This is a genomic window from Stenotrophomonas sp. STEN056 (assembly GCF_056759635.1).
Genome location: NZ_JBRRDL010000010.1, coordinates 78,062 through 96,611 on the forward strand (window position 1 = coordinate 78,062; position 18,550 = coordinate 96,611).

At 63.9% G+C, this 18,550-nt stretch carries 21 protein-coding genes and 4 tRNA genes; 11 read left to right on the plus strand and 14 right to left on the minus strand.

The features are described from left to right. Positions 1 to 41: 41 nt before the first annotated feature. Positions 42 to 116: transfer RNA gene (locus ACVOLO_RS07980), tRNA-Glu, on the plus strand. A 163-nt stretch (positions 117 to 279) separates the two neighbouring features. Further along, the gene (gene fdxA / locus ACVOLO_RS07985; RefSeq protein WP_481569716.1) at positions 280 to 603 is read left to right on the plus strand and encodes a ferredoxin FdxA; all 324 of its coding nucleotides are present in this window, start codon (positions 280 to 282) and stop codon (positions 601 to 603) included. A gap of 71 nt (positions 604 to 674) precedes the next feature. Here the strand turns inward: fdxA and ACVOLO_RS07990 are convergent, their stop codons facing one another. Together ACVOLO_RS07990 and dapA are read right to left on the minus strand one after the other, a co-directional pair. Further along, entirely contained in the window at positions 675 to 1,181 is a 507-nt protein-coding gene (locus tag ACVOLO_RS07990) for a hypothetical protein (RefSeq protein ID WP_481569717.1), read from the minus strand. A 31-nt stretch (positions 1,182 to 1,212) separates the two neighbouring features. After that, on the minus strand, positions 1,213 to 2,106 hold the full coding sequence (gene dapA, locus ACVOLO_RS07995) for a 4-hydroxy-tetrahydrodipicolinate synthase (protein ID WP_481569718.1): 894 nt from the start codon (positions 2,104 to 2,106) through the stop codon (positions 1,213 to 1,215). Between the two features lie 162 nt (positions 2,107 to 2,268). Here dapA and ACVOLO_RS08000 point away from each other — a divergent pair, with 162 nt between their 5' ends. From ACVOLO_RS08000 to ACVOLO_RS08040, 9 genes are all read left to right on the plus strand, one after another. After that, positions 2,269 to 2,829: a glycine cleavage system transcriptional repressor gene (locus ACVOLO_RS08000; RefSeq protein ID WP_057632420.1), complete on the plus strand. Its 561-nt coding sequence runs from the start codon at positions 2,269 to 2,271 to the stop codon at positions 2,827 to 2,829. 78 nt (positions 2,830 to 2,907) lie between these two features. Then, complete coding sequence (locus ACVOLO_RS08005) at positions 2,908 to 3,387, plus strand: peroxiredoxin (RefSeq protein WP_481569719.1); 480 nt, start codon at positions 2,908 to 2,910, stop codon at positions 3,385 to 3,387. A gap of 82 nt (positions 3,388 to 3,469) precedes the next feature. Then, a complete protein-coding gene (locus tag ACVOLO_RS08010) occupies positions 3,470 to 4,870 on the plus strand; it encodes a PhoH family protein (RefSeq protein WP_481569720.1) in 1,401 nt (466 codons plus the stop codon). Positions 4,871 to 4,875: 5 nt separating this feature from the next. Next, the gene (locus ACVOLO_RS08015) at positions 4,876 to 5,367 is read left to right on the plus strand and encodes a hypothetical protein (protein ID WP_481569749.1); all 492 of its coding nucleotides are present in this window, start codon (positions 4,876 to 4,878) and stop codon (positions 5,365 to 5,367) included. A gap of 13 nt (positions 5,368 to 5,380) precedes the next feature. Then, positions 5,381 to 6,052, plus strand: a complete 672-nt coding sequence (locus tag ACVOLO_RS08020; protein ID WP_481569721.1) for a YoaK family protein — start codon at positions 5,381 to 5,383, stop codon at positions 6,050 to 6,052. Positions 6,053 to 6,086: 34 nt separating this feature from the next. Beyond that, complete coding sequence (thiD, locus tag ACVOLO_RS08025; RefSeq protein ID WP_481569722.1) at positions 6,087 to 6,896, plus strand: bifunctional hydroxymethylpyrimidine kinase/phosphomethylpyrimidine kinase; 810 nt, start codon at positions 6,087 to 6,089, stop codon at positions 6,894 to 6,896. Continuing rightward, positions 6,893 to 7,735, plus strand: coding sequence for an alpha/beta hydrolase family protein (locus ACVOLO_RS08030; RefSeq protein WP_481569723.1), 843 nt, complete (start codon positions 6,893 to 6,895; stop codon positions 7,733 to 7,735). The genes thiD and ACVOLO_RS08030 overlap by 4 nt, the downstream gene beginning before the upstream one ends. Positions 7,736 to 7,797: 62 nt before the next feature. After that, positions 7,798 to 7,874: transfer RNA gene (locus tag ACVOLO_RS08035), tRNA-Arg, on the plus strand. 49 nt (positions 7,875 to 7,923) lie between these two features. Further along, positions 7,924 to 8,000: transfer RNA gene (locus ACVOLO_RS08040), tRNA-Arg, on the plus strand. A gap of 407 nt (positions 8,001 to 8,407) precedes the next feature. Here the strand turns inward: ACVOLO_RS08040 and ACVOLO_RS08045 are convergent. The 12 genes from ACVOLO_RS08045 to ACVOLO_RS08100 form a co-directional block, all read right to left on the minus strand. After that, positions 8,408 to 8,500 (minus strand) — tRNA-Ser (locus ACVOLO_RS08045). 72 nt (positions 8,501 to 8,572) lie between these two features. Continuing rightward, the gene (gene csrA / locus ACVOLO_RS08050; protein ID WP_054656818.1) at positions 8,573 to 8,776 is read right to left on the minus strand and encodes a carbon storage regulator CsrA; all 204 of its coding nucleotides are present in this window, start codon (positions 8,774 to 8,776) and stop codon (positions 8,573 to 8,575) included. 141 nt (positions 8,777 to 8,917) lie between these two features. After that, entirely contained in the window at positions 8,918 to 11,569 is a 2,652-nt protein-coding gene (gene alaS, locus ACVOLO_RS08055) for an alanine--tRNA ligase (protein ID WP_481569724.1), read from the minus strand. 98 nt (positions 11,570 to 11,667) lie between these two features. Next, complete coding sequence (gene recX, locus ACVOLO_RS08060) at positions 11,668 to 12,162, minus strand: recombination regulator RecX (RefSeq protein ID WP_481569725.1); 495 nt, start codon at positions 12,160 to 12,162, stop codon at positions 11,668 to 11,670. Between the two features lie 110 nt (positions 12,163 to 12,272). Further along, on the minus strand, positions 12,273 to 13,310 hold the full coding sequence (gene recA, locus ACVOLO_RS08065; protein ID WP_481569726.1) for a recombinase RecA: 1,038 nt from the start codon (positions 13,308 to 13,310) through the stop codon (positions 12,273 to 12,275). Between the two features lie 187 nt (positions 13,311 to 13,497). After that, entirely contained in the window at positions 13,498 to 14,139 is a 642-nt protein-coding gene (lexA, locus tag ACVOLO_RS08070; protein ID WP_481569727.1) for a transcriptional repressor LexA, read from the minus strand. 52 nt (positions 14,140 to 14,191) lie between these two features. Then, complete coding sequence (locus tag ACVOLO_RS08075) at positions 14,192 to 14,683, minus strand: CinA family protein (RefSeq protein ID WP_481569728.1); 492 nt, start codon at positions 14,681 to 14,683, stop codon at positions 14,192 to 14,194. Between the two features lie 132 nt (positions 14,684 to 14,815). Continuing rightward, positions 14,816 to 16,126 (minus strand): ribosome rescue GTPase HflX, encoded by a 1,311-nt coding sequence (gene hflX, locus ACVOLO_RS08080; protein WP_481569729.1) that lies wholly within the window; start codon positions 16,124 to 16,126, stop codon positions 14,816 to 14,818. Positions 16,127 to 16,140: 14 nt separating this feature from the next. Continuing rightward, complete coding sequence (gene hfq / locus ACVOLO_RS08085; protein WP_481569730.1) at positions 16,141 to 16,422, minus strand: RNA chaperone Hfq; 282 nt, start codon at positions 16,420 to 16,422, stop codon at positions 16,141 to 16,143. Positions 16,423 to 16,514: 92 nt separating this feature from the next. After that, positions 16,515 to 17,468, minus strand: coding sequence for a tRNA (adenosine(37)-N6)-dimethylallyltransferase MiaA (miaA, locus tag ACVOLO_RS08090; protein WP_481569731.1), 954 nt, complete (start codon positions 17,466 to 17,468; stop codon positions 16,515 to 16,517). After that, positions 17,468 to 18,364: a dihydropteroate synthase gene (gene folP, locus ACVOLO_RS08095; RefSeq protein ID WP_481569732.1), complete on the minus strand. Its 897-nt coding sequence runs from the start codon at positions 18,362 to 18,364 to the stop codon at positions 17,468 to 17,470. The genes miaA and folP overlap by 1 nt, the downstream gene beginning before the upstream one ends. Next, positions 18,364 to 18,549 (minus strand): hypothetical protein, encoded by a 186-nt coding sequence (locus tag ACVOLO_RS08100; protein WP_481569733.1) that lies wholly within the window; start codon positions 18,547 to 18,549, stop codon positions 18,364 to 18,366. The genes folP and ACVOLO_RS08100 overlap by 1 nt, the downstream gene beginning before the upstream one ends. Position 18,550: the final 1 nt, after the last annotated feature.

The following is an 18,550-nucleotide window of genomic DNA, read 5'->3' on the forward strand; positions in this document are numbered from 1 at the left end:
CCAGATGCATATACTAGCGCGCTCGCCAGACGCGACCAAACGCTCCCTTCGTCTAGTGGTTAGGACGTGGCCCTCTCAAGGCTAAAACAGGGGTTCGAGTCCCCTAGGGAGCGCCAATTCAAGTCTGCGAAACCAAAAAGCCCCGCCCTGCGGGGTTTTTTTGCTTCAGCCCCTCAGCCGGCCCGCCCGCATCGGCAGCCAGCCACCGGCATTGAGAATCCCACCGCCCACTCCCCGCATCCTGCACTAGAATTGCCGGGATCAAAGCCGGACCCCGTCATGCCTTTTGTCGTTACCGAAAACTGCATCAAGTGCAAACACACCGATTGCGTCGAAGTCTGCCCCGTGGATTGCTTCCACGAAGGCCCCAACTTCCTGGTGATCGATCCGGACGAGTGCATCGACTGCACGCTGTGCGAGCCGGAATGCCCGGTCAACGCCATCTTCCCGGAAGATGATGTGCCGGCTGGCCAGGAGATGTTCGTGGCGCTCAACGCCGAACTCGCCAAGGAATGGCCGGTACTGACCGTGCGCAAGGATCCGCCGGCCGATGCCGCCGAGTGGGACGGCAAGCCGGACAAGCTCAAGCTGCTGGAGCGCTGAGCAACGCAGACAGATACGAAAACGGGCGCCCTCGGCGCCCGTTTTGTTTTTGTCTGCAACTACTGCGGGCTTCAGCCGGCCAGCTTGGCCTTCAGCTCGGCGATCAGCTTTACTGCGGCAGCGTCGGTTGCCGGCAGGCCACGCGGATCCACCGCCGACACATACACGCCCGAATCCACAGCCACCACGCGCACCAGGAAGTTGCTGCCTTCGTAGCCGATGTCGTAAGAGCCCAGCAACTGTGCGCGGCTGGCGATGTTCACGCCATCGATGACAGCCAGCGCATCACCGACCTTGGCGAACACATCCTCACGGTTGCCAGCGATGGTGAAGCCACTTACCGAGGCAGCCGGTGCCGCCTGTGCACCAGCGGCCGGCTTGACGGCCGAGGCCAGCGCGGGGATCGCCGTGGCACCGGAGGTGTTGGGCACATTCAGATCCGGCGGCACTTCCAGCGGGCGCACTTCCGGTGCAAGCGCGTAATCGCCGCGCGCACCCCGGTGGCAGCCCGTGGCGGCGACGGTTGCAACGGCCAGCAGCGCCAGCGACAGCACACGAACGGTAGAGGTTTGACGCATGGGTGAATCTCCAGAGTTCAGGCCACTGCAATCAGTGGCTGGATAGTTCTTCCAACGCCCCCACGTCGGCCGCCAGGTGATCGGCGGCAGCGTGATGCTGCGCAGAAAGCGGGAGCAGCGGCAGGCGCAACCCGTGGCCGATACCCAGACGCTGCATCAGCGCCTTCACCGGAATGGGGTTGGACTCGACGCCACAGAAATCGTGGTACGGCTGCAGACGGGCATCCCAGGCTTCGGCCGCCTCATGCTCGCCGGCACGGGCCAGGTCGCACATGGTCCGGTAAGCGCCCGGCAACGCATTGGAACCCACCGAAACCAGGCCATCGGCCCCGGCCAGCATGGAACGGGCGGCAGTGCCGTCATCGCCGCTGAGCAGGGTGAAGCTGTCACTGCGCAACGCCAGCAGCGCCTTGACCCGGGCAGTCTCGCCCACCGCTTCCTTGATGCCGACGATGTTCGGATGCGAGGCCAGTTCGGCCACGGTTTCCGGCAGCAGGTCGCAGCCGGTGCGGCCCGGCACGTTGTACAGCACCACCGGCAGGCCACCCTGCTCGGCTACCGCAAGGTAGTGCAGGCGCAGACCTTCCTGGGTGGGGCGCACATACGGCGGCGCGACCACCAGCGCATGGGTGGCGCCATTGGCCGCCGCGCGCCGGGTCAGGGCGATGGTCCGGGCCGTACCGGACAGGCCGGTGCCGGCGAACACCGGCATCCTGCCACCGAGCGCGGCCACGGCGCTGCGCAGCAGCCCGTCATATTCATCATCGGACAGCGTGGACGCCTCGCCGGTCGAGCCGGCGACCACGACGCCCTGGACGCCCGCTTTGAGCTGCAGGGCCAGCAAACGCTGCCAGGCATCTGAATCGAGTGCGCCGTCAGCCTGGAACGGGGTCACCAATGCGGTGATGAGGCCGGAAATGGACAATGGGTTGGTCGCTCTTCGTGGGGGTGAAGAAGCCCGCCAGCGGGCGGGTTCGTAACCGAAGGCATGTTACTTGCCGGTCGAAAGCACGGGCAAGTATGCTGGGCACCAGTGTTCGGCCCGTCCCCGGCGCCGTTCAGACTCTCAAGCATTTCCGGAACCATCTTGACCGACACCACGCCGCGGCAGTTGCCGACCGAAAACCACCTCCTGATCAACGCCTACACGACGCATCCGGAGTCCCCCCTGCTGTCCGTTACCCGTCGCATTGCCGACAGCGGCTGCAATCTGGTCGACGCCCGCCTTTCCACGGTTGGCCGCGACGTTTCCGTCACCACCCTGGCAACCGGCTCGTGGGATGCAGTGGCCAAGCTCGAAGCCATGCTGACCCGGCTTGAGCGCGAGGAAAACCTGAAGCTGGTGTGGTACCGCACGGCCGCCAAGCAGGTGCAGTCCAACCTGCTGCCCTACATCGTGGAAGTGGTGGCCGCCGACAAGCCGGGCATCCTGTTCCAGCTGGCCGATTTCTTCGACCGCCAGGGCATCACCATCGAAAACCTGCAAAGCACCCGCTACCAGGCCATGCAGACGGGCGCGGAAATGTTCTCGGCGCAGATCACCATCGGCGTCCCTTCCAACATGCACATCGCCGCATTGCGCGACGATTTCCTTGAATTCTGCGACCACCTCAACCTGGACGCGATCATGGACCCCATGAAGTTCTGAACATTCGCGCGCCCATCACAGGCGCGCGGCGTTTCATGTAATTGCAATCGAACTACCCCAGGCTCCGGAAAGGATCTGATGAACATCGGCGATACCCTGGACCGCACCACTCTCGACCTGCCGCTGGCCCTGTCCGGCGGCGCCACCACCACCCTCGCCGAACAGGCCGGTCACTGGCTGGTGCTCTACTTCTACCCGAAGGACAGCACCCCCGGCTGCACCACCGAAGGGCTGGACTTCAACGCACTGCTGCCGAAGTTCAAGCGCGCCGGCGCGCAGGTGTTCGGTGTTTCCCGCGATTCGGTGAAGTCCCACGACAACTTCTGCAGCAAACAGGGGTTCAAGTTCCCCCTGATCAGCGACGCCGACGAAGCCCTGTGCAACGCGTTCGACGTGATCAAGATGAAGAACATGTACGGCAAGCAGGTGCGAGGCATCGAACGCAGCACCTTCCTGATTTCGCCCGATGGCGCACTCGTACACGAATGGCGCAAAGTAAAGGTCGCCGGCCACGCCGACGCCGTACTCGAAGCCTTGAAGGCCGCCCAGACCAAGTGACCCAACTCCCGTCCCAACCCACGCCATCGCCCTGCCCCGCAGGTGTGATGGCGTGACCCTGTCCCGCCACCAGGAATCGACGATGACCCGAGGCAAGCGCATCTACGTACTGGATACCAACGTGCTGATGCACGATCCGACCGCGCTGTTCAAATTCGAGGAGCACGATGTCTACCTGCCCATGCAGGTGATCGAGGAACTGGACAACAGCAAGAAGGGCACTACCGAAGCAAGCCGCAACGCCCGCCAGGTGAGTCGTTTCCTGGACGAACTGATTGAAGCGGCAGGCATCAGCAGCGTGCAGAAAGGGGTTCCGCTGACACGCCCGCAGGGCCTGCAACTGCGCGGCGCACAGAGTGCTGGCCGCCTGTACTTCCAGACCAGCCATTTCGATGCGGGCAAGAGCTTTGGCAAGGTCATTCCCGACAACGCCATCCTCGGCGCCATCCTGGTACTGAAGGAGCAGTCGCCGGACGTGCCGGTGGTGTTCATCTCCAAGGACATCAACCTGCGCATCAAGGCCGCCATCGCCGGCATTGATTCGGAGGATTACGAGAACGACCGCGCGCTGGACGACTTCAGCCTGCTGTACACCGGCGCCACCGAGCTGCCCGAAGACTTCTGGAAGAAGCACACCGACAACCTGCGCAGTTGGAGCGACAAGGGCCGCACCAGCTACGAGATCCTCGCCGCCGACGACGAGGACTGGCACCCCAACCAGTACGCCTACCTGCCCGGCGAGAACGAAGTCGAGCTGAAGGTTGCCAAGGTCGAGGGCGATGGCCGGGTCACACTGTCGCTGGTCAACGATTTCCGCCACACCTCGCATGCGGTCTGGGGCATTGCCGCGCGCAACCGCGAACAGAATTTCGCGCTCAACGCACTGATGGACCCGGAGATCGACTTCGTCACCCTGCTCGGCACCGCCGGCACCGGCAAGACGCTGCTGGCACTGGCCGCGGGCCTGGCGCAGACCATGGATACCCAGCGCTATCGCGAAATCATCATGACCCGCGCCACGGTCAGCGTCGGTGAGGACATCGGCTTCCTGCCCGGAACCGAAGAAGAAAAGATGACGCCGTGGATGGGCGCACTCACCGACAACCTGGAAGTGCTCACCCACAACCAGGACGGCGGTGCCTGGGGCCGCGCCGCCACCAACGACCTGCTCGCCAGCCGCATCAAGATCCGCTCGCTCAACTTCATGCGCGGGCGCACCTTCCTGTCGCGCTACCTGATTCTGGATGAAGCACAGAACCTCACCCCCAAGCAGATGAAGACGCTCATCACCCGTGCCGGCCCCGGCACCAAGATCGTCTGCCTGGGCAACGTCGAGCAGATCGACACGCCCTATCTCACCGAAACCACCTCCGGCCTCACCTACGCGGTGGACCGCTTCAAGAATTGGCCGCACAGTGCGCACATCACACTGCGCCGGGGCGAACGCTCGCGCCTGGCCGATTACGCTTCGGAGGTTCTGTGAAACACCTGCATGTCCTGCTGTCGGCCGGCGCACTCCTTGCGCTGGCCGCCTGCACGCCGCCCAACATCAAACCCGGCGCGAGTGTGCCGACCGCGATCAAGGCCGGCCAGTCCTGGGTCGTCACCCGCCCGGTTGTCGCCGCGCAGGTGCTCGACACCTGCTCGCGCGACAGTCCCGCACGCCATCCCGGCGTCGTCAACGGCTACTGGGCACCAGCCCGTGCCGACATCGAAGCACTGGAGGGCCAACTGCCACAGCTGGCCTCCCAGGTCGCCGAACCGCACCTGTCCAACCGCCAGTACGTCGGTTTTGAATCCAGCGGCAAGCGCCTGATCTACATCAACGCCTTCCCGCTGCCGGACCACAGCGACATCGACCCTGCACGCCAAGCCATCCGGGCATGTGACGGCGGCAAGCAGTTCTGGGGCGCGGTGTTCGACCCACAAACGGCCACGTTCTCCGACGTGCAGTTCAACGGCCCACCGCCAACGCCCTGACGGGAGGCCGGCATTGGGAATGCGCCTGCCCCGCTGGGTCTGGATCGGAGCGATCGCGCTCTCCTGCGTCGCCGGGATGGTCAACGTGGTTGGCTTTCTCGGCTTCGAGCACCAGGCCGTCAGCCACCTCACCGGCACCACCAGCCAACTGGGCATGGTGCTGGTCCAGGGGGATCTGCGCGCCATCGGGCATCTTTGGGGGCTGCTCATTGCGTTTTCGCTCGGCGCAATGCTCAGCGGCCTGATCATCCAGGATGGCGTCCTGCAGCTCGGCCGCCGCTACGGCGTCGCACTGGCGCTGGAATCGGCACTACTGCTCCTGGCCATCCCCTTGTTCAAGCAACAACAGATCTGGGGCGCGATGCTTGCGGCAATGGCCTGCGGACTGCAGAACGCCATGGCCACCACGTTCAGCGGCGCCGTGGTGCGCACCACCCACCTCAGCGGCATGTTCACCGACCTGGGCATCGGCCTGGGCCACTTGCTGCGGGGCCTTCCCCTGCCGGTGCGCCGGCTGACACTGAGCGGGCTGATCATCAGCGGCTTCCTTGCAGGCAGCGCACTGGGGGCCTGGTTGTTCCTGCGCTGGCAGTACGACGCGCTATGGGCGCCGGCGCTGCTCACCGGCCTCACCGGGCTGGGCTATGTGCTCTATCGGCAATGGGCGCTGCTGCGGGCCCGCTAAGGCACGTTGCAGGCAAACACTGCACAATCGCAGCATGACGCCTTCTACCCCCGTTTCCGCCCTCACCATCGCTGGCTCCGACTCCGGTGGCGGCGCCGGCATCCAGGCCGACCTGAAAGCATTTGCCGCACACCGCGTGCACGGGTTGTCCGCCATCGCCGCACTCACCGCACAGAACACCCGCGGCGTCACTGCCGTGCATGTGCCACCACTGCCCTTCCTGCAGGCACAGCTTGACGCCTGCTTCGATGACTTCGACATCCACGCGGTGAAGCTGGGCATGCTGGCCAATGCCGATGTGATCCACCTTGTTGCCGACACGCTTGAACAGCACCGTCCGCCGCACATCGTGCTTGATCCGGTGATGGTCGCCACCAGCGGCGCCCGCCTGCTCGAAGACAGCGCATTGCGCGCGATGCGTGAGCGCCTGCTGCCGCTGGCGACCCTGCTCACCCCCAACACACCCGAAGCCGAGCTCCTGCTCGGCCGCCGCATCACCAACGCCATTGAGGCCGAAGATGCCGCCGCCGCGCTGATCGACATGGGCGCTGGCGCGGTGCTGCTCAAAGGCGGCCACCTGCATGAAGGCAACCGCGTCATTGATCGCTACTTCGACGGCGTCACCCGCGAGGAATTCAGCCATCACCGCCTGCCCGTTGATGCCCACGGCACCGGCTGCACCCTCGCCTCGGCCATTGCCGCGCAATTGTGCCGCGGCCTGTCGTTAGCCAACGCCTGCGAAGCTGCCATCGACTACATCGCACGCGGACTGCAGACCGGCTATCACCCCGGTCGCGGCGATGTGATGGTCCTGGATCACTTCGGCGCAGCGCCCTCTGCATGAGTGCCCCCTCGCGCCTGCAGGTCACCAGCGCTGACGGCCATCGCTTCGAGCTGCTTGCCCACCTCCCTGCGCAACCTGTCGCAAGCCTGCTCTGGCTGCCGGCGCTGGGCGTCTCGGCACGCAACTATCAGGCCTTCGCAGACGCACTGGCAGCGCAGGGCATTGCCGTGTTTCTGCACGAATGGCGCGGCAATGGCAGCAGCAGCCTGCGCCCTGGCCGCCAGCACGATTGGGGCTACCGCGAACTGCTGCAATACGACCTGCCCGCTGCAGAAGCTGCCATGCGCCACGCATTGCCCGAGCTGCCGATGCGCCTGGGCGGCCACAGTCTGGGCGGCCAGTTGAGTTGCTGCTACGCCGGCCAACGCAGCGCAGATCTGCAGGCGCTGTGGCTGGTGGCAAGCGGCACGCCATGGTGGCGCAGCTTTCCAGCACCACGCCGCTACCTGCTGCCCCTGGCCTATCGCTCCCTGCCATGGCTGGCCCGCAAACGCGGCGCATTGCCCGGGCGACGCGTCGGCTTCGGCGGCAACGAAGCCCGCGGCCTTATCCGCGACTGGGCCCGCGTCGGCCTGAGCAATCACTACGCTGCCCACGGCCTGCCCGTAGACTTGGAAGCCGGCATGCGCAACGTCAACGCACCGATCTGCGCACTTGTACTGGATGCGGACTGGCTGGCCCCGGCCGGTTCAATGCAATCCCTGCTGCAGAAGATGCCAAGGGCCAAGCACGCGTTGCGGATGATGTCCGCCAACGAGCTCGGCACCCCTGCCGATCACTTCAGCTGGATGAAGTCACCGCAAGCGGTAGTTGCCGCGTTGATCCGTCACGAAGATTAAGAAAATTTCACAAAAGCGTTGACGCAAACGCAGCATATCCGCATAATCTCGCTCCTGACGACGCGCCCGTAGCTCAGTTGGATAGAGTACCTGGCTACGAACCAGGCGGTCGGGAGTTCGAATCTCTCCGGGCGCACCACGTCAGAAAGCAGAATCCAATTCTGCAAGCTTCAAACAAAATGTAATGCGCGCCCGTAGCTCAGTTGGATAGAGTACCTGGCTACGAACCAGGCGGTCGGGAGTTCGAATCTCTCCGGGCGCACCATTTCAAAGAAACAGCAGGCATTGCCTGCTGTTTTTTTATGTGCGCGATTTGAAGCGACACAACCGCAATAGATCCACTCCTCACCGTTTCACTCTGCCCTGCAAAAGCTGCAGCGCGCTCCCCACAGCGGCAGACAGCCCGACAGCCGCCACACGAACACCAGGCACAAAGCACACACCGCTGCTGCACCCGAATGATCCATTAGCGGCAACGCGCTCCAGAGGCCGCACATAAGGCACCGACGCACGACAAACACCACGCGCGCGCCCACCCTGCAACATCACAAGCGCAGTCCATCCACACCCCCGCCCGGATGAGCCCTGCCACGCGCTTCGCCGCAAGGAAGCCATTTCCGCCCACACAAATCGCAGGCAACAAAAAAGCCCCTGAAAGGGGCTTTTTTGAACTGGCGGAGTGAGAGGGATTCGAACCCTCGATAGAGCTATAAACCCTATACTCCCTTAGCAGGGGAGCCCCTTCAGCCACTCGGGCATCACTCCGTTTCTCTTGCCCGCTGCGTATTCCGTAGCGGGGCGCGAAGAATAACGTTTAACGGGGTAAAAGGTAAACCCTTATTCGGAAGTTTCTTCACTTCCCGATGCAGCAGGCTCATCACCGCGCTGGATCCGCTGGAAAATTTCCTCGCGGTGCACCGCCACATCCTTCGGCGCGGTGATACCGATACGCACCTGGTTACCCTTGACACCAAGCACGGTGACGCTGACCGAGTCTCCGATCATCAAGGTTTCGCCTACGCGGCGAGTCAGGATCAACATTTTTGCAAATCTCCATGGAACCGGTTGGATTCCCCACCGGCATTGGCGCGCTTCCTAGGACTGCGCCCCACGACAAAGGGAAAAGACTCCCAATGTTACCGGCAGGGCGCAAATACCTTCAAGGCGCCAGACTGTTCACATTCAGGCGAGATGTGGCTGGACCCAGGCAAGCACACCGTCAAGCGCAGCCTGAAGCTTCGGGCCATCCTCACCACCACCTTGCGCCAGATCGGGACGGCCACCGCCCTTGCCCCCGATCTGACCGGCCACATGGGCGAGCAGTTCCCCGGCCTTGACCTTGCCCATTGCCGAACCATTCACACCCGCCACCAGCGCCGCCTTGCCGTCCTGGACGCCCGCCAGCAGGATCACGGCATCACCCAGCTGCTGGCGCAGGCGATCCACCGCCTCACGCAGGGCCTTGGCATCGAAGCCCTCCAGACGCACCGCCAGGACCTTCACCCCCGCCACATCCACGGCGGAAGCTCCCAGGTCAGCAGTCGCTCCGGACGCCAGCTTGGCCTTGAGTGCTTCCAGCTCGCGCTCCAGCTTCTTCTGCCGTTCGCCCAGCTGACGCACCTTGTCCACTACATCGCCCGCACTGCCACCCAGCAACTGCGCAGCCTCGTGCAGACGTCGCTCTTCATCGGCAACGTAGTCCAGCGCGCCCTGCCCGGTCACCGCCTCGATGCGGCGGACACCGGAGGAAACACCCCCTTCCGATGTGATCTTGAACAGCCCGATATCGCCGGTGCGTGAAACGTGGGTGCCGCCACACAGCTCGGTCGAGTACTCGCCCATCTTCAGCACGCGGACGTTCTCGCCGTACTTCTCGCCAAACAATGCCATGGCGCCGAAGTCCAGTGCCTCCTGCATGCCCATGTTGTGCACTTCGGCGGCGTTGTTGGCGCGCACCTGCTCGTTGACCTTGCGCTCAACCAGTGCAAGTTCTTCGGCGCTGATCGGCTGGAAGTGAGCGAAGTCGAAGCGCAGGCGGTCCGGCGCCACCAGCGAGCCCTTCTGCTGCACATGGGTGCCCAGCACTTCGCGCAGGGCCGCATGCAGCAAGTGGGTTGCCGAATGATTGAGGATGGTAGCGCCGCGACGCGCCGCATTCACGCTGCCAGACAGCACATCGCCGATCTTGAGGTTGCCCTGGCCCACGCGGCCGACATGGCCGTGGAACTGGCCGGCGAATTTCTGCGTGTCGGTCACCTCAATGCCCACACCTGCGCCCGACAGCACGCCGGTATCGCCGACCTGACCGCCGGACTCGGCGTAGAACGGCGTCTGCGCCGTGAACACGATGACCTCGTCACCGGCCTGCACCGCATCAACCGGGCGGCCGTCCTTGATCAAGGCGACCACGCTCAGGCCATCAGCCTGCAGCTTGTCGTAACCGAGAAACACGGTTGGCGACAGCGTTGCCACCAGGTCCGCCGGCAGCTGCACGCCGCCGCCGAACTTGCCGGCGGCACGCGCCATCTCGCGCTGCTGCTCCATGGAAGCTTCAAACGCCGCCATGTCCACCGTCATGCCGCGCTCACGCGCGATGTCGGCAGTGAGGTCGACCGGGAAGCCATAGGTGTCATACAGACGGAACGCATCCACGCCCGGGATCACGCCATTGCTGACCTTGGCCGCGACGTCGTCGAAAATCTTCATGCCGGCATCCAGCGTCTCTGCAAAACGCTCTTCCTCGGCCTGCAAAGCGCGCACGACGGTATCTGCCTGTGCAGGCAGCTCCGGATACGCTTCGCCCATCTGCTCGACCAGCGTCGGCACCAGCTTGTTGAAGAACGGCTGGCGAACACCCAGCATCCAGCCGTGGCGCAGGGCGCGGCGGATGATCCGGCGCAGCACATAGCCGCGGCCCTCGTTCGACGGCAGCACGCCATCGACAATCAGGAACGAGCAGGCGCGGATATGGTCAGCAATCACGCGCAGCGACTTGTTCTCCAGGTCAGCCATGCCGGTCAGTTCACTGGCCTTGCGGATCAGTGCCTGGAACAGATCGATTTCGTAATTGGTATGGACGTGCTGCAGGATCGCCGCCAGACGCTCCAGGCCCATGCCGGTATCCACGCACGGCGCCGGCAACGGCACCAATGTGCCGTCGGGCTGACGGTCGAACTGCATGAACACCAGGTTCCAGATCTCGATGAAACGATCACCATCCTCATCAGGCGAACCCGGAGGGCCGCCTGCGATGTGGTCACCATGGTCGTAGAAAATTTCGGTGCAGGGGCCGCATGGGCCGGTCTCGGCCATCTGCCAGAAATTGTCGGAGGCAAATGGCGCACCCTTGTTGTCGCCAATGCGCACGATGCGGTCTTCGGGAACGCCAATCATGTCGCGCCACAGGGCATAGGCTTCGTCATCGGTCTGATAGACGGTGACCAGCAGGCGCTCGGCCGGCAGCTTCCAGACCTGGGTCAGCAGCTCCCAGGCCCAGGCGATGGCGTCCTTCTTGAAGTAGTCGCCAAAGGACCAGTTGCCCAACATTTCAAAGAAGGTGTGGTGACGTGCGGTATAGCCAACCTGATCCAAGTCGTTGTGCTTGCCACCGGCACGCAGGCAGCGCTGGACGTCGGCCGCGCGCACATAGCTGCGCTTCTCCGCGCCAAGGAACACATCCTTGAACTGCACCATGCCGGAGTTGGTGAACAACAGGGTCGGATCGTTACCCGGCACCAGGGGCGCCGACGGCACGATGGTGTGGCCCTTGTTCTTGAAGAATTCGAGGAAATCGCTGCGGATCTGGGAGGTCGTGAATTTGGCAGGTGTATTCATGGGGACTGGCTGTAAGCTGGCAAACGGGTCCCGGTCGCCCTGCGGGCGCGGGAATTCGGGACAACCGAAACCCTGAAAGGGTATCAGGCCCAGCCCTGTCAGTCCTCAGGATCGTACCGGGTCGCGGTGCGGATACAGCTACCGTCAAAACCCCGCCGCGCCAGCAGGTCTGCGGCCTTGCGCCGCTGCGTCAGCTCCTGCGGGCCATCTTCACCAAAACGGCGACACACAAGGTCACGCGCATTTTCGACCCAGTCCCCCTCGAAGGTCGCCATTGCCGCCTCGATCTGCGCGCTGTCCAGCCCATGCGTGCCCAGCTCCGCCCGGATATGCACGGGCCCGTAGCCACCGTTGGCACGGTTGCGCACCAGCATCTCTGCGAACCGGGTGTCGTCCTGCCAGCCCTCATCGGCGAGCCGCGCCACGGCCGCATCCACCTCATCGGCCTCGATGCCGCGCGCTTTCAGCTTGCGCCCCAGCTCCTTGCGCGAATGCTCGCGCCTGACCAACAGGCCCAGCGCCCGCTGCAATGGCGTCTGCTCACGCCGGCGCTTGCCTCGACCGGCCGCTGGCTCATCAAACTCATTCGTCACGTCTATTGCCCATCAGGATTGCGCCATCCATGGCGCCTGTCCTCCTGGAATCAATGCCGCGGGAGCGGGACAGCGTCACTGACGATGCGCCACCCGCCCCCGCGGGAAACTCATGCTTCGTCCTGCTCGTCGTCGCCTTCTTCGCGCGATGCTTCGGCCGGCTGGAACCGCTCGCGCAGTTCTGCCTCAAGCTTTGCCGCAACCTGCGGGTTGTCGCGCAGGTAGCCACGGGAGTTGTCCTTGCCCTGGCCAATGCGCTCGTCACCGTAGCTGTACCAGGCACCAGCCTTCTCGACCAGTTTGGCCTCCACGCCCATGTCGATCAGCTCACCCTCACGGGAAATGCCTTCACCGTAAAGAATCTCAGTGACGATCTGCTTGAACGGCGGCGCCAGCTTGTTCTTCACGACCTTGATCTTGGTCTGGTTACCAATGATCTCGTCACCCTTCTTGATGGCGCCGATGCGACGGATGTCCAGGCGCACGGAGGCGTAGAACTTCAGCGCGTTGCCGCCGGTGGTCACTTCCGGGCTTTGGCCCGGCATCATCACACCAATCTTCATGCGCAGCTGGTTGATGAAGATCACCAGCGTATTGGAGCGCTTGATGTTGCCGGTCAGCTTGCGCAGTGCCTGGCTCATCAAACGAGCCTGCAGGCCGGGCAACTGGTCGCCCATCTCGCCTTCAATTTCCGCCTTGGGCGTCAATGCGGCAACCGAATCGACCACCACGATGTCAACCGAGCCGGAACGTACCAGCATATCCGCGATTTCAAGCGCCTGCTCGCCGGTATCCGGCTGCGACAGCAGCAGATCATCGACATTGACGCCCAGCTTGGCAGCGTAGATCGGGTCCAGTGCATGCTCGGCGTCGATGAAGGCGGCAGTGCCGCCCAGCTTCTGGCATTCGGCGATGGCCTGCAGCGTCAGCGTGGTTTTGCCCGAGGATTCCGGGCCATAGATCTCAACCACGCGGCCCTTCGGCAAGCCGCCGATTCCCAGAGCGATATCCAGCATCAGCGAGCCGGTTGGAACGACCTCAACGGGTTCGACCACGCGATCGCCCATGCGCATCACCGAGCCCTTGCCGAACTGCTTTTCGATCTGGCCCAGTGCTGCAGCAAGTGCGCGCTTCTTGTTCTCGTCCATCGTGGTCGTCCTCGGGGTTGATTTCGTTGATTTCGTCATGGGGTCCACTGTAAAGGCGTCGTATCGCAAAGGCTGAGACTGCAGGCGAGACGACAAAATAATCGGGGCTGCAAGGATACCGGCAGCAGCACACCGACCTGCCCCACATAGGAAAAACAAGGCATTGCAGCTACGGATTGCGCTGATTTCACCTGTTCGGCCTCAGCAAACCGCAGTACAGCCCTTCTATGGCGAAATCCTGGTCAGGCAGGACTTCAATCGGCGCATAGTCGGGATTACGAGGCAGCAGGCGGATGCGGTCCTTGCCGATCTTGAGCAGCTTGACCGTGATCTCGTCGTCGATACGTGCCACCACGATCTGGCCGGAATGCGCGTCACGGGTGCGGTGCACGCCAATCAGGTCACCGTTGAAGATGCCTTCATCGATCATCGAATCGCCCTGCACTTTCAGCAGGTAATCCGGCGCCGGCGAGAAGAACACCTTGTCCAGCACCACGTAGTCGTCAGAGCCGATATCAGCACCGATCGGCAGGCCGGCGGCAACGCGCCCGAGAACCGGCAGGCGCAGCACCTGGTCACTGTCCACCGGCGCCAGATCGGCCGGGGCGTCAGCCACATCCGGCCGTACCAGGCGGATGCCACGTGCCCGTCCGGGAACACGCTCGATGGCGCCAGCCGCTTCCAGGGCATCAAGGTGATATTGGGCCGAGCGCACGCCCTTGAAACCAAAGGCGCGGGCGATTTCGGTCTGTGATGGCGGCACGCCCTCTGCATCGATGCGCTCTGCGATCAGATCGAGGATGGCCTGCTGGGTGTCGGTCAGGTTCATGATTAGTAGTATTACTACTAACAAATGCAGCGTCAACAGGCCCTGCTCACACTCACACGGTCTCCAGCCCGCGCAACGCCGCGGCCACGGTTTGTCTGCGTACTGCATCGCGGTCGCCATCGAAATGGAACAGCTCCGCACGGGTATAGCCGCCGCGGCGCTTCCAGCCTATCCACACCGTGCCGACCGGCTTGTCCTCACTGCCGCCGCCGGGCCCGGCGATGCCGGTCACTGCGACAGAAATGCTGGCGCCGGAATGCACCAGGGCGCCGGACACCATCTCGATCACCGTCTCGCGACTGACGGCCCCCTGGCTCTCCAGCGTCTGTGGACGGACGCCCAGCAACGCCTGCTTGGCCTCATAGCTGTAAGCGACCATGCCGCAATCGAACCAGTCCGATGAGCCAGCCACGCCGGTCATCGCTTTCGCAATCCAGCCGCCGGTACAGCTCTCTGCCGTGACTACGCTGTCGCGGGCCGCCCGCAACCGCTCGCCCAGGCGGCTGGCCAATTGATCAAGTTCACTATCGGTGGGGAGAATCATGGCGCTTTCCAAAGGGATCCCCAGCGTTGTATCGCAATTTGTTCGCCCGTGCGCGGCCAGTAGCGCTGTGCCACTGAACAGCAAAGGGCCGCAATGCGGCCCTTTGTGTGATTCCCCCATGGAGAGTGTACGTCACCATTCCGGCTCCGGCTCCGGCAGGAGGGCACGGATCACCGCACCGTCTGCGCTGGCCGCGAGCTTCTCGGCTTCGGCAATGGGGATATCCACTTCCACCAGCCAGCCCTCTTCATCGGCCTGTTCGCTGCGGATGACCTCCAGCTGATGCAGGCGCGAGCGCAGGCGGCCGGCACTTGGCGGCAAGCGCACACTGCCAGTAACGTGCTGCAGCCCCAGGCGCTTGCCCAGTACCGATTGCAGCAGTTCCAGGCCCCGCCCATCGCGCGCGGAAATCCACACCCGCTCACGCCGCGACTCGTCCGGCACGCCGTCCTGGGCGTCGTGGCGCACTTCGGCGCCTTCGATGCGATCAATCTTGTTGAACACCAGCAGCTGCGGCAGTTCCCCCGCACCTACCGCTTCCAACACCTCATCTACCTGGGCAATGCGTTCTTCGCGCAGGGGATCGGCCGCATCGACCAGATGCAGCAGGAAATCGGCCTCGCGCGCCTCGGACAGGGTCGAGCGGAACGCGGCTACCAGCTCATGCGGAAGATCGCGCACGAAGCCCACCGTGTCGGCCAGCATCGCGTTGCCACCGGGCAGTGCGATGCGTCGCACGGTTGGGTCCAGCGTGGCGAACAACTGGTCAGCCGCATACGCCTCAGCGCCGGTCAGGGCGTTGAACAGCGTGGATTTGCCTGCGTTGGTGTAGCCCACCAGGGCGATGCGCGGCATTTCACTGCGCACGCGAGCGCGGCGCATCTGGGTGCGCTGCACTTCCACTTTCTCAAGCCGTTTTTGCAACTGCTCCACGCGCTTCTGCAGCAGACGACGGTCGGTTTCGAGCTGGGTTTCACCCGGACCACGCAGACCGATGGAGCCACCGCGCTGACGCTCAAGGTGCGTCCAACCGCGTACCAGGCGCGTGGCGAGATGGCGCAACTGCGCCAACTCAACCTGCAACTTGCCTTCGTGGCTGTGCGCACGCTGGGCAAAGATGTCCAGGATCAGGCCGGTGCGGTCGATCACACGGCGCTCCAGGAAGCGCTCCAGGTTGCGCTCCTGCACCGGCGAGAGCTGATGGTTGACCAGCACCAGATCGGCGCCGGTAGCGTCGGCGGCAGCCTTCACTTCATCCAGCTTGCCACTGCCAATCAACGTTGATGGATTCGGGCGATCCATGCGCGCGGTGAGCGTCGCTGCGATGCTGGCACCGGCGGAACGGGCCAGATCGGTGAACTCCTCCAGCACATCTTCTTCCAGCCGCCCAACATGCGGCTGGATCAACAGCGCATGTTCGCCCTTTTTCGAGCGGTCAAACATGCGCCGCTACCTGCTTATTCGTTGTCGTTGTCTTCATCGCCTGCCTGACTGCCATCGGACGACTGCACGTAGCCACCGCCCGGCCCAACCTTTACGTTGCGCGCCGGCACGACGGTGGAAATGGCGTGCTTGTAGACCATCTGGCTGACGGTATTGCGCAGCAGCACCACGAACTGGTCGAACGACTCGATCGTGCCCTGCAATTTGATGCCATTGACCAGGTACACCGACACCGGCACGCGCTCACGACGCAGCGCATTCAGAAACGGATCCTGCAAAGACTGCCCCTTGGACATCGTCTACTCCTCGTTATTGTTCTTATGGGCCGGATTCAGCGACTCCCCGTGCGCCGATCCGGAACAGCGATGGTACACCGCCGGGCGGCTTCTCAGCTTCCCAGAAACAGCGAAACGGCGTTCTGCAGGCGTCCGGAGTCACTGGCAGGATCAAACCAGCGGGCATCCCGCTCGCCCCGCAACCAGGTCAACTGGCGTTTGGCCAGCTGCCGGGTAGCAAAGATGCCCAGGTCACGGAATTCAGCGGCGGTGCCCTGCCCGTCCAGAAACTGCCAGGCCTGCCGGTAGCCCACCGCCCGCACCGCCGGCAGGTCCAAGGGGCGCTCCACCGCCGCCATCTGCGGCAAGGCACGGAGCTGGCGCACTTCGTCCAGGAAACCATTGGCCAGCATCAGATCGAAGCGCCTGGCTATGCGCTGGTGCAGTACGGCGCGGTCGCTGGGCGCCAGGACCAGTTTGAGCACACGGGCCGGCAAACGGGCGATGCCCGGCTGGGTCTGCCAATAGCTGATCGGCTTGCCGGTCAGCCGGTAGACCTCCAGGGCCCGTTGGATACGCTGTGGGTCGGTGGCGTGGATACGTTTGGCCGCGACGGCGTCCACGTCCGCCAGTTGGGCATGCAATGCCGGCCAACCCAGCACTTCCGCTTCGGCGGTGATCTGCGCGCGCAGGCCTGGGTCCGCTTCGGGCATCGGCGACAGCCCCTGCAGCAGCGCACGGAAATAGAGCCCGGTACCGCCTGCCAGAATCGGCAGCTTGCCACGCGCTACGATATCGCCCACCGCAGCGGCGGCGGCTTCCGCAAATTCGGCAGCCGAATAGGTTTGCCACGGGTCGCGCAGATCCAGCAGGTGATGCGGGATGCCCGCCTGTTCTTCGGCATCCGGCTTGGCCGCGCCGATGTTCAGGCCCCGGTACACCAGTGCCGAATCAACGCTAACGATCTCCCCGTCATATGCCTTGGCCAGCGCGATGGCTGCTGCGGTCTTGCCCGAAGCGGTCGGCCCCATCAGGGCGATGGCCAACGGGCGCTGGTCGACGGACATCAATCCTCGTCCGGCCAGCGTGGCATTGCCGGGGTATCGATACGCGCTGACGGAACCGCATCCATCGCTGCCAGCACCTTCAAGGCATCCACCGTTGCCGCGACATCATGCACGCGGACCATCATCGCGCCACGCTGCACCGCCAACAGATGCGCCGCCACCGAGCCCGCAAAGCGGTCCGCGGCTTCGGCCCGGCCGGTAACATCACCAATGCAGCGCTTGCGTGACAGGCCTGCCAGCACCGGCACACCCAGCGCCAACAGCCGCTCCTGCGCCGCGAGAAGCGCAAAGTTCTGCGCGAGGTCCTTGTTGAAACCGTAACCGGGATCGATCACCAGGCGCCCACGGCCAACACCCGCCATTTCCGCGGCGAACACCCGTTCCGCCAGAAAGCGTTGAACCTCCCCGGAAATGTCGTCATACGCCTGCGCGACACCGGCATCGTAAGGGCCACCTACGGCATGCATCAGCACCACGGCGGCCCCGGAGCCGGCAACGGCATCCAATGCACCCGGCTGCCTCAGCGCCTGCACGTCATTGACCATGCCCGCACCGGCGGCCAGCGCGGCGCGCATCACCTCTGGCTTGAACGTATCCACGCTTATCGGTACGCCGGTGCGCGCCAGCAATCCTTCAATCACCGGCACCACACGATCGATTTCTTCCTGCACCGACACCGGCGTGGCGCCGGGGCGCGTGGATTCGCCGCCAACGTCGAGCAGATCGGCGCCCTGCTCGACCAACGACAGCGCGTGGGCGACGGCCATGTCAGTACTGAAATGCTGCCCGCCGTCGGAAAAGGAATCCGGCGTGACATTGACGATGCCCATCACCTGCGGGCGATCCAGCCGCAGCAGGCGGCCAGCACAATCCAGAGTCGGCGCGGTATCGAACATCAGCGTTTGTTCCTTGAGCGGATCTTGTGGCCAATCAGGCTCAACACCACACCCAGCACCACGCCGATGAAGACGCCCGTCAGGTAGTTGTCCAGCTTCACGCCGAAGGCGACACCCACCACGGTCGCGATGATCATCTCCGGCATATACAGCGGCGGCGGTTGTGGCGGCTTGGAGTCGTTCATG

Excerpts from the sequence above, each read along its gene's own strand:
- fdxA (WP_481569716.1), top strand. The coding sequence starts at position 280 with ATGCCTTTTGTCGTTACCGAAAACTGCATCAAGTGCAAACACACCGAT.
- ACVOLO_RS07990 (WP_481569717.1), bottom strand. The coding sequence starts at position 1,181 with ATGCGTCAAACCTCTACCGTTCGTGTGCTGTCGCTGGCGCTGCTGGCC.
- ACVOLO_RS08005 (WP_481569719.1), top strand. The coding sequence starts at position 2,908 with ATGAACATCGGCGATACCCTGGACCGCACCACTCTCGACCTGCCGCTG.
- ACVOLO_RS08010 (WP_481569720.1), top strand. The coding sequence starts at position 3,470 with ATGACCCGAGGCAAGCGCATCTACGTACTGGATACCAACGTGCTGATG.
- thiD (WP_481569722.1), top strand. The coding sequence starts at position 6,087 with ATGACGCCTTCTACCCCCGTTTCCGCCCTCACCATCGCTGGCTCCGAC.
- ACVOLO_RS08030 (WP_481569723.1), top strand. The coding sequence starts at position 6,893 with ATGAGTGCCCCCTCGCGCCTGCAGGTCACCAGCGCTGACGGCCATCGC.
- csrA (WP_054656818.1), bottom strand. The coding sequence starts at position 8,776 with ATGTTGATCCTGACTCGCCGCGTAGGCGAAACCTTGATGATCGGAGAC.
- alaS (WP_481569724.1), bottom strand. The coding sequence starts at position 11,569 with ATGAATACACCTGCCAAATTCACGACCTCCCAGATCCGCAGCGATTTC.
- recA (WP_481569726.1), bottom strand. The coding sequence starts at position 13,310 with ATGGACGAGAACAAGAAGCGCGCACTTGCTGCAGCACTGGGCCAGATC.
- lexA (WP_481569727.1), bottom strand. The coding sequence starts at position 14,139 with ATGAACCTGACCGACACCCAGCAGGCCATCCTCGATCTGATCGCAGAG.
- ACVOLO_RS08075 (WP_481569728.1), bottom strand. The coding sequence starts at position 14,683 with ATGATTCTCCCCACCGATAGTGAACTTGATCAATTGGCCAGCCGCCTG.
- hflX (WP_481569729.1), bottom strand. The coding sequence starts at position 16,126 with ATGTTTGACCGCTCGAAAAAGGGCGAACATGCGCTGTTGATCCAGCCG.
- hfq (WP_481569730.1), bottom strand. The coding sequence starts at position 16,422 with ATGTCCAAGGGGCAGTCTTTGCAGGATCCGTTTCTGAATGCGCTGCGT.
- miaA (WP_481569731.1), bottom strand. The coding sequence starts at position 17,468 with ATGTCCGTCGACCAGCGCCCGTTGGCCATCGCCCTGATGGGGCCGACC.
- folP (WP_481569732.1), bottom strand. The coding sequence starts at position 18,364 with ATGTTCGATACCGCGCCGACTCTGGATTGTGCTGGCCGCCTGCTGCGG.
- ACVOLO_RS08100 (WP_481569733.1), bottom strand. The coding sequence starts at position 18,549 with ATGAACGACTCCAAGCCGCCACAACCGCCGCCGCTGTATATGCCGGAG.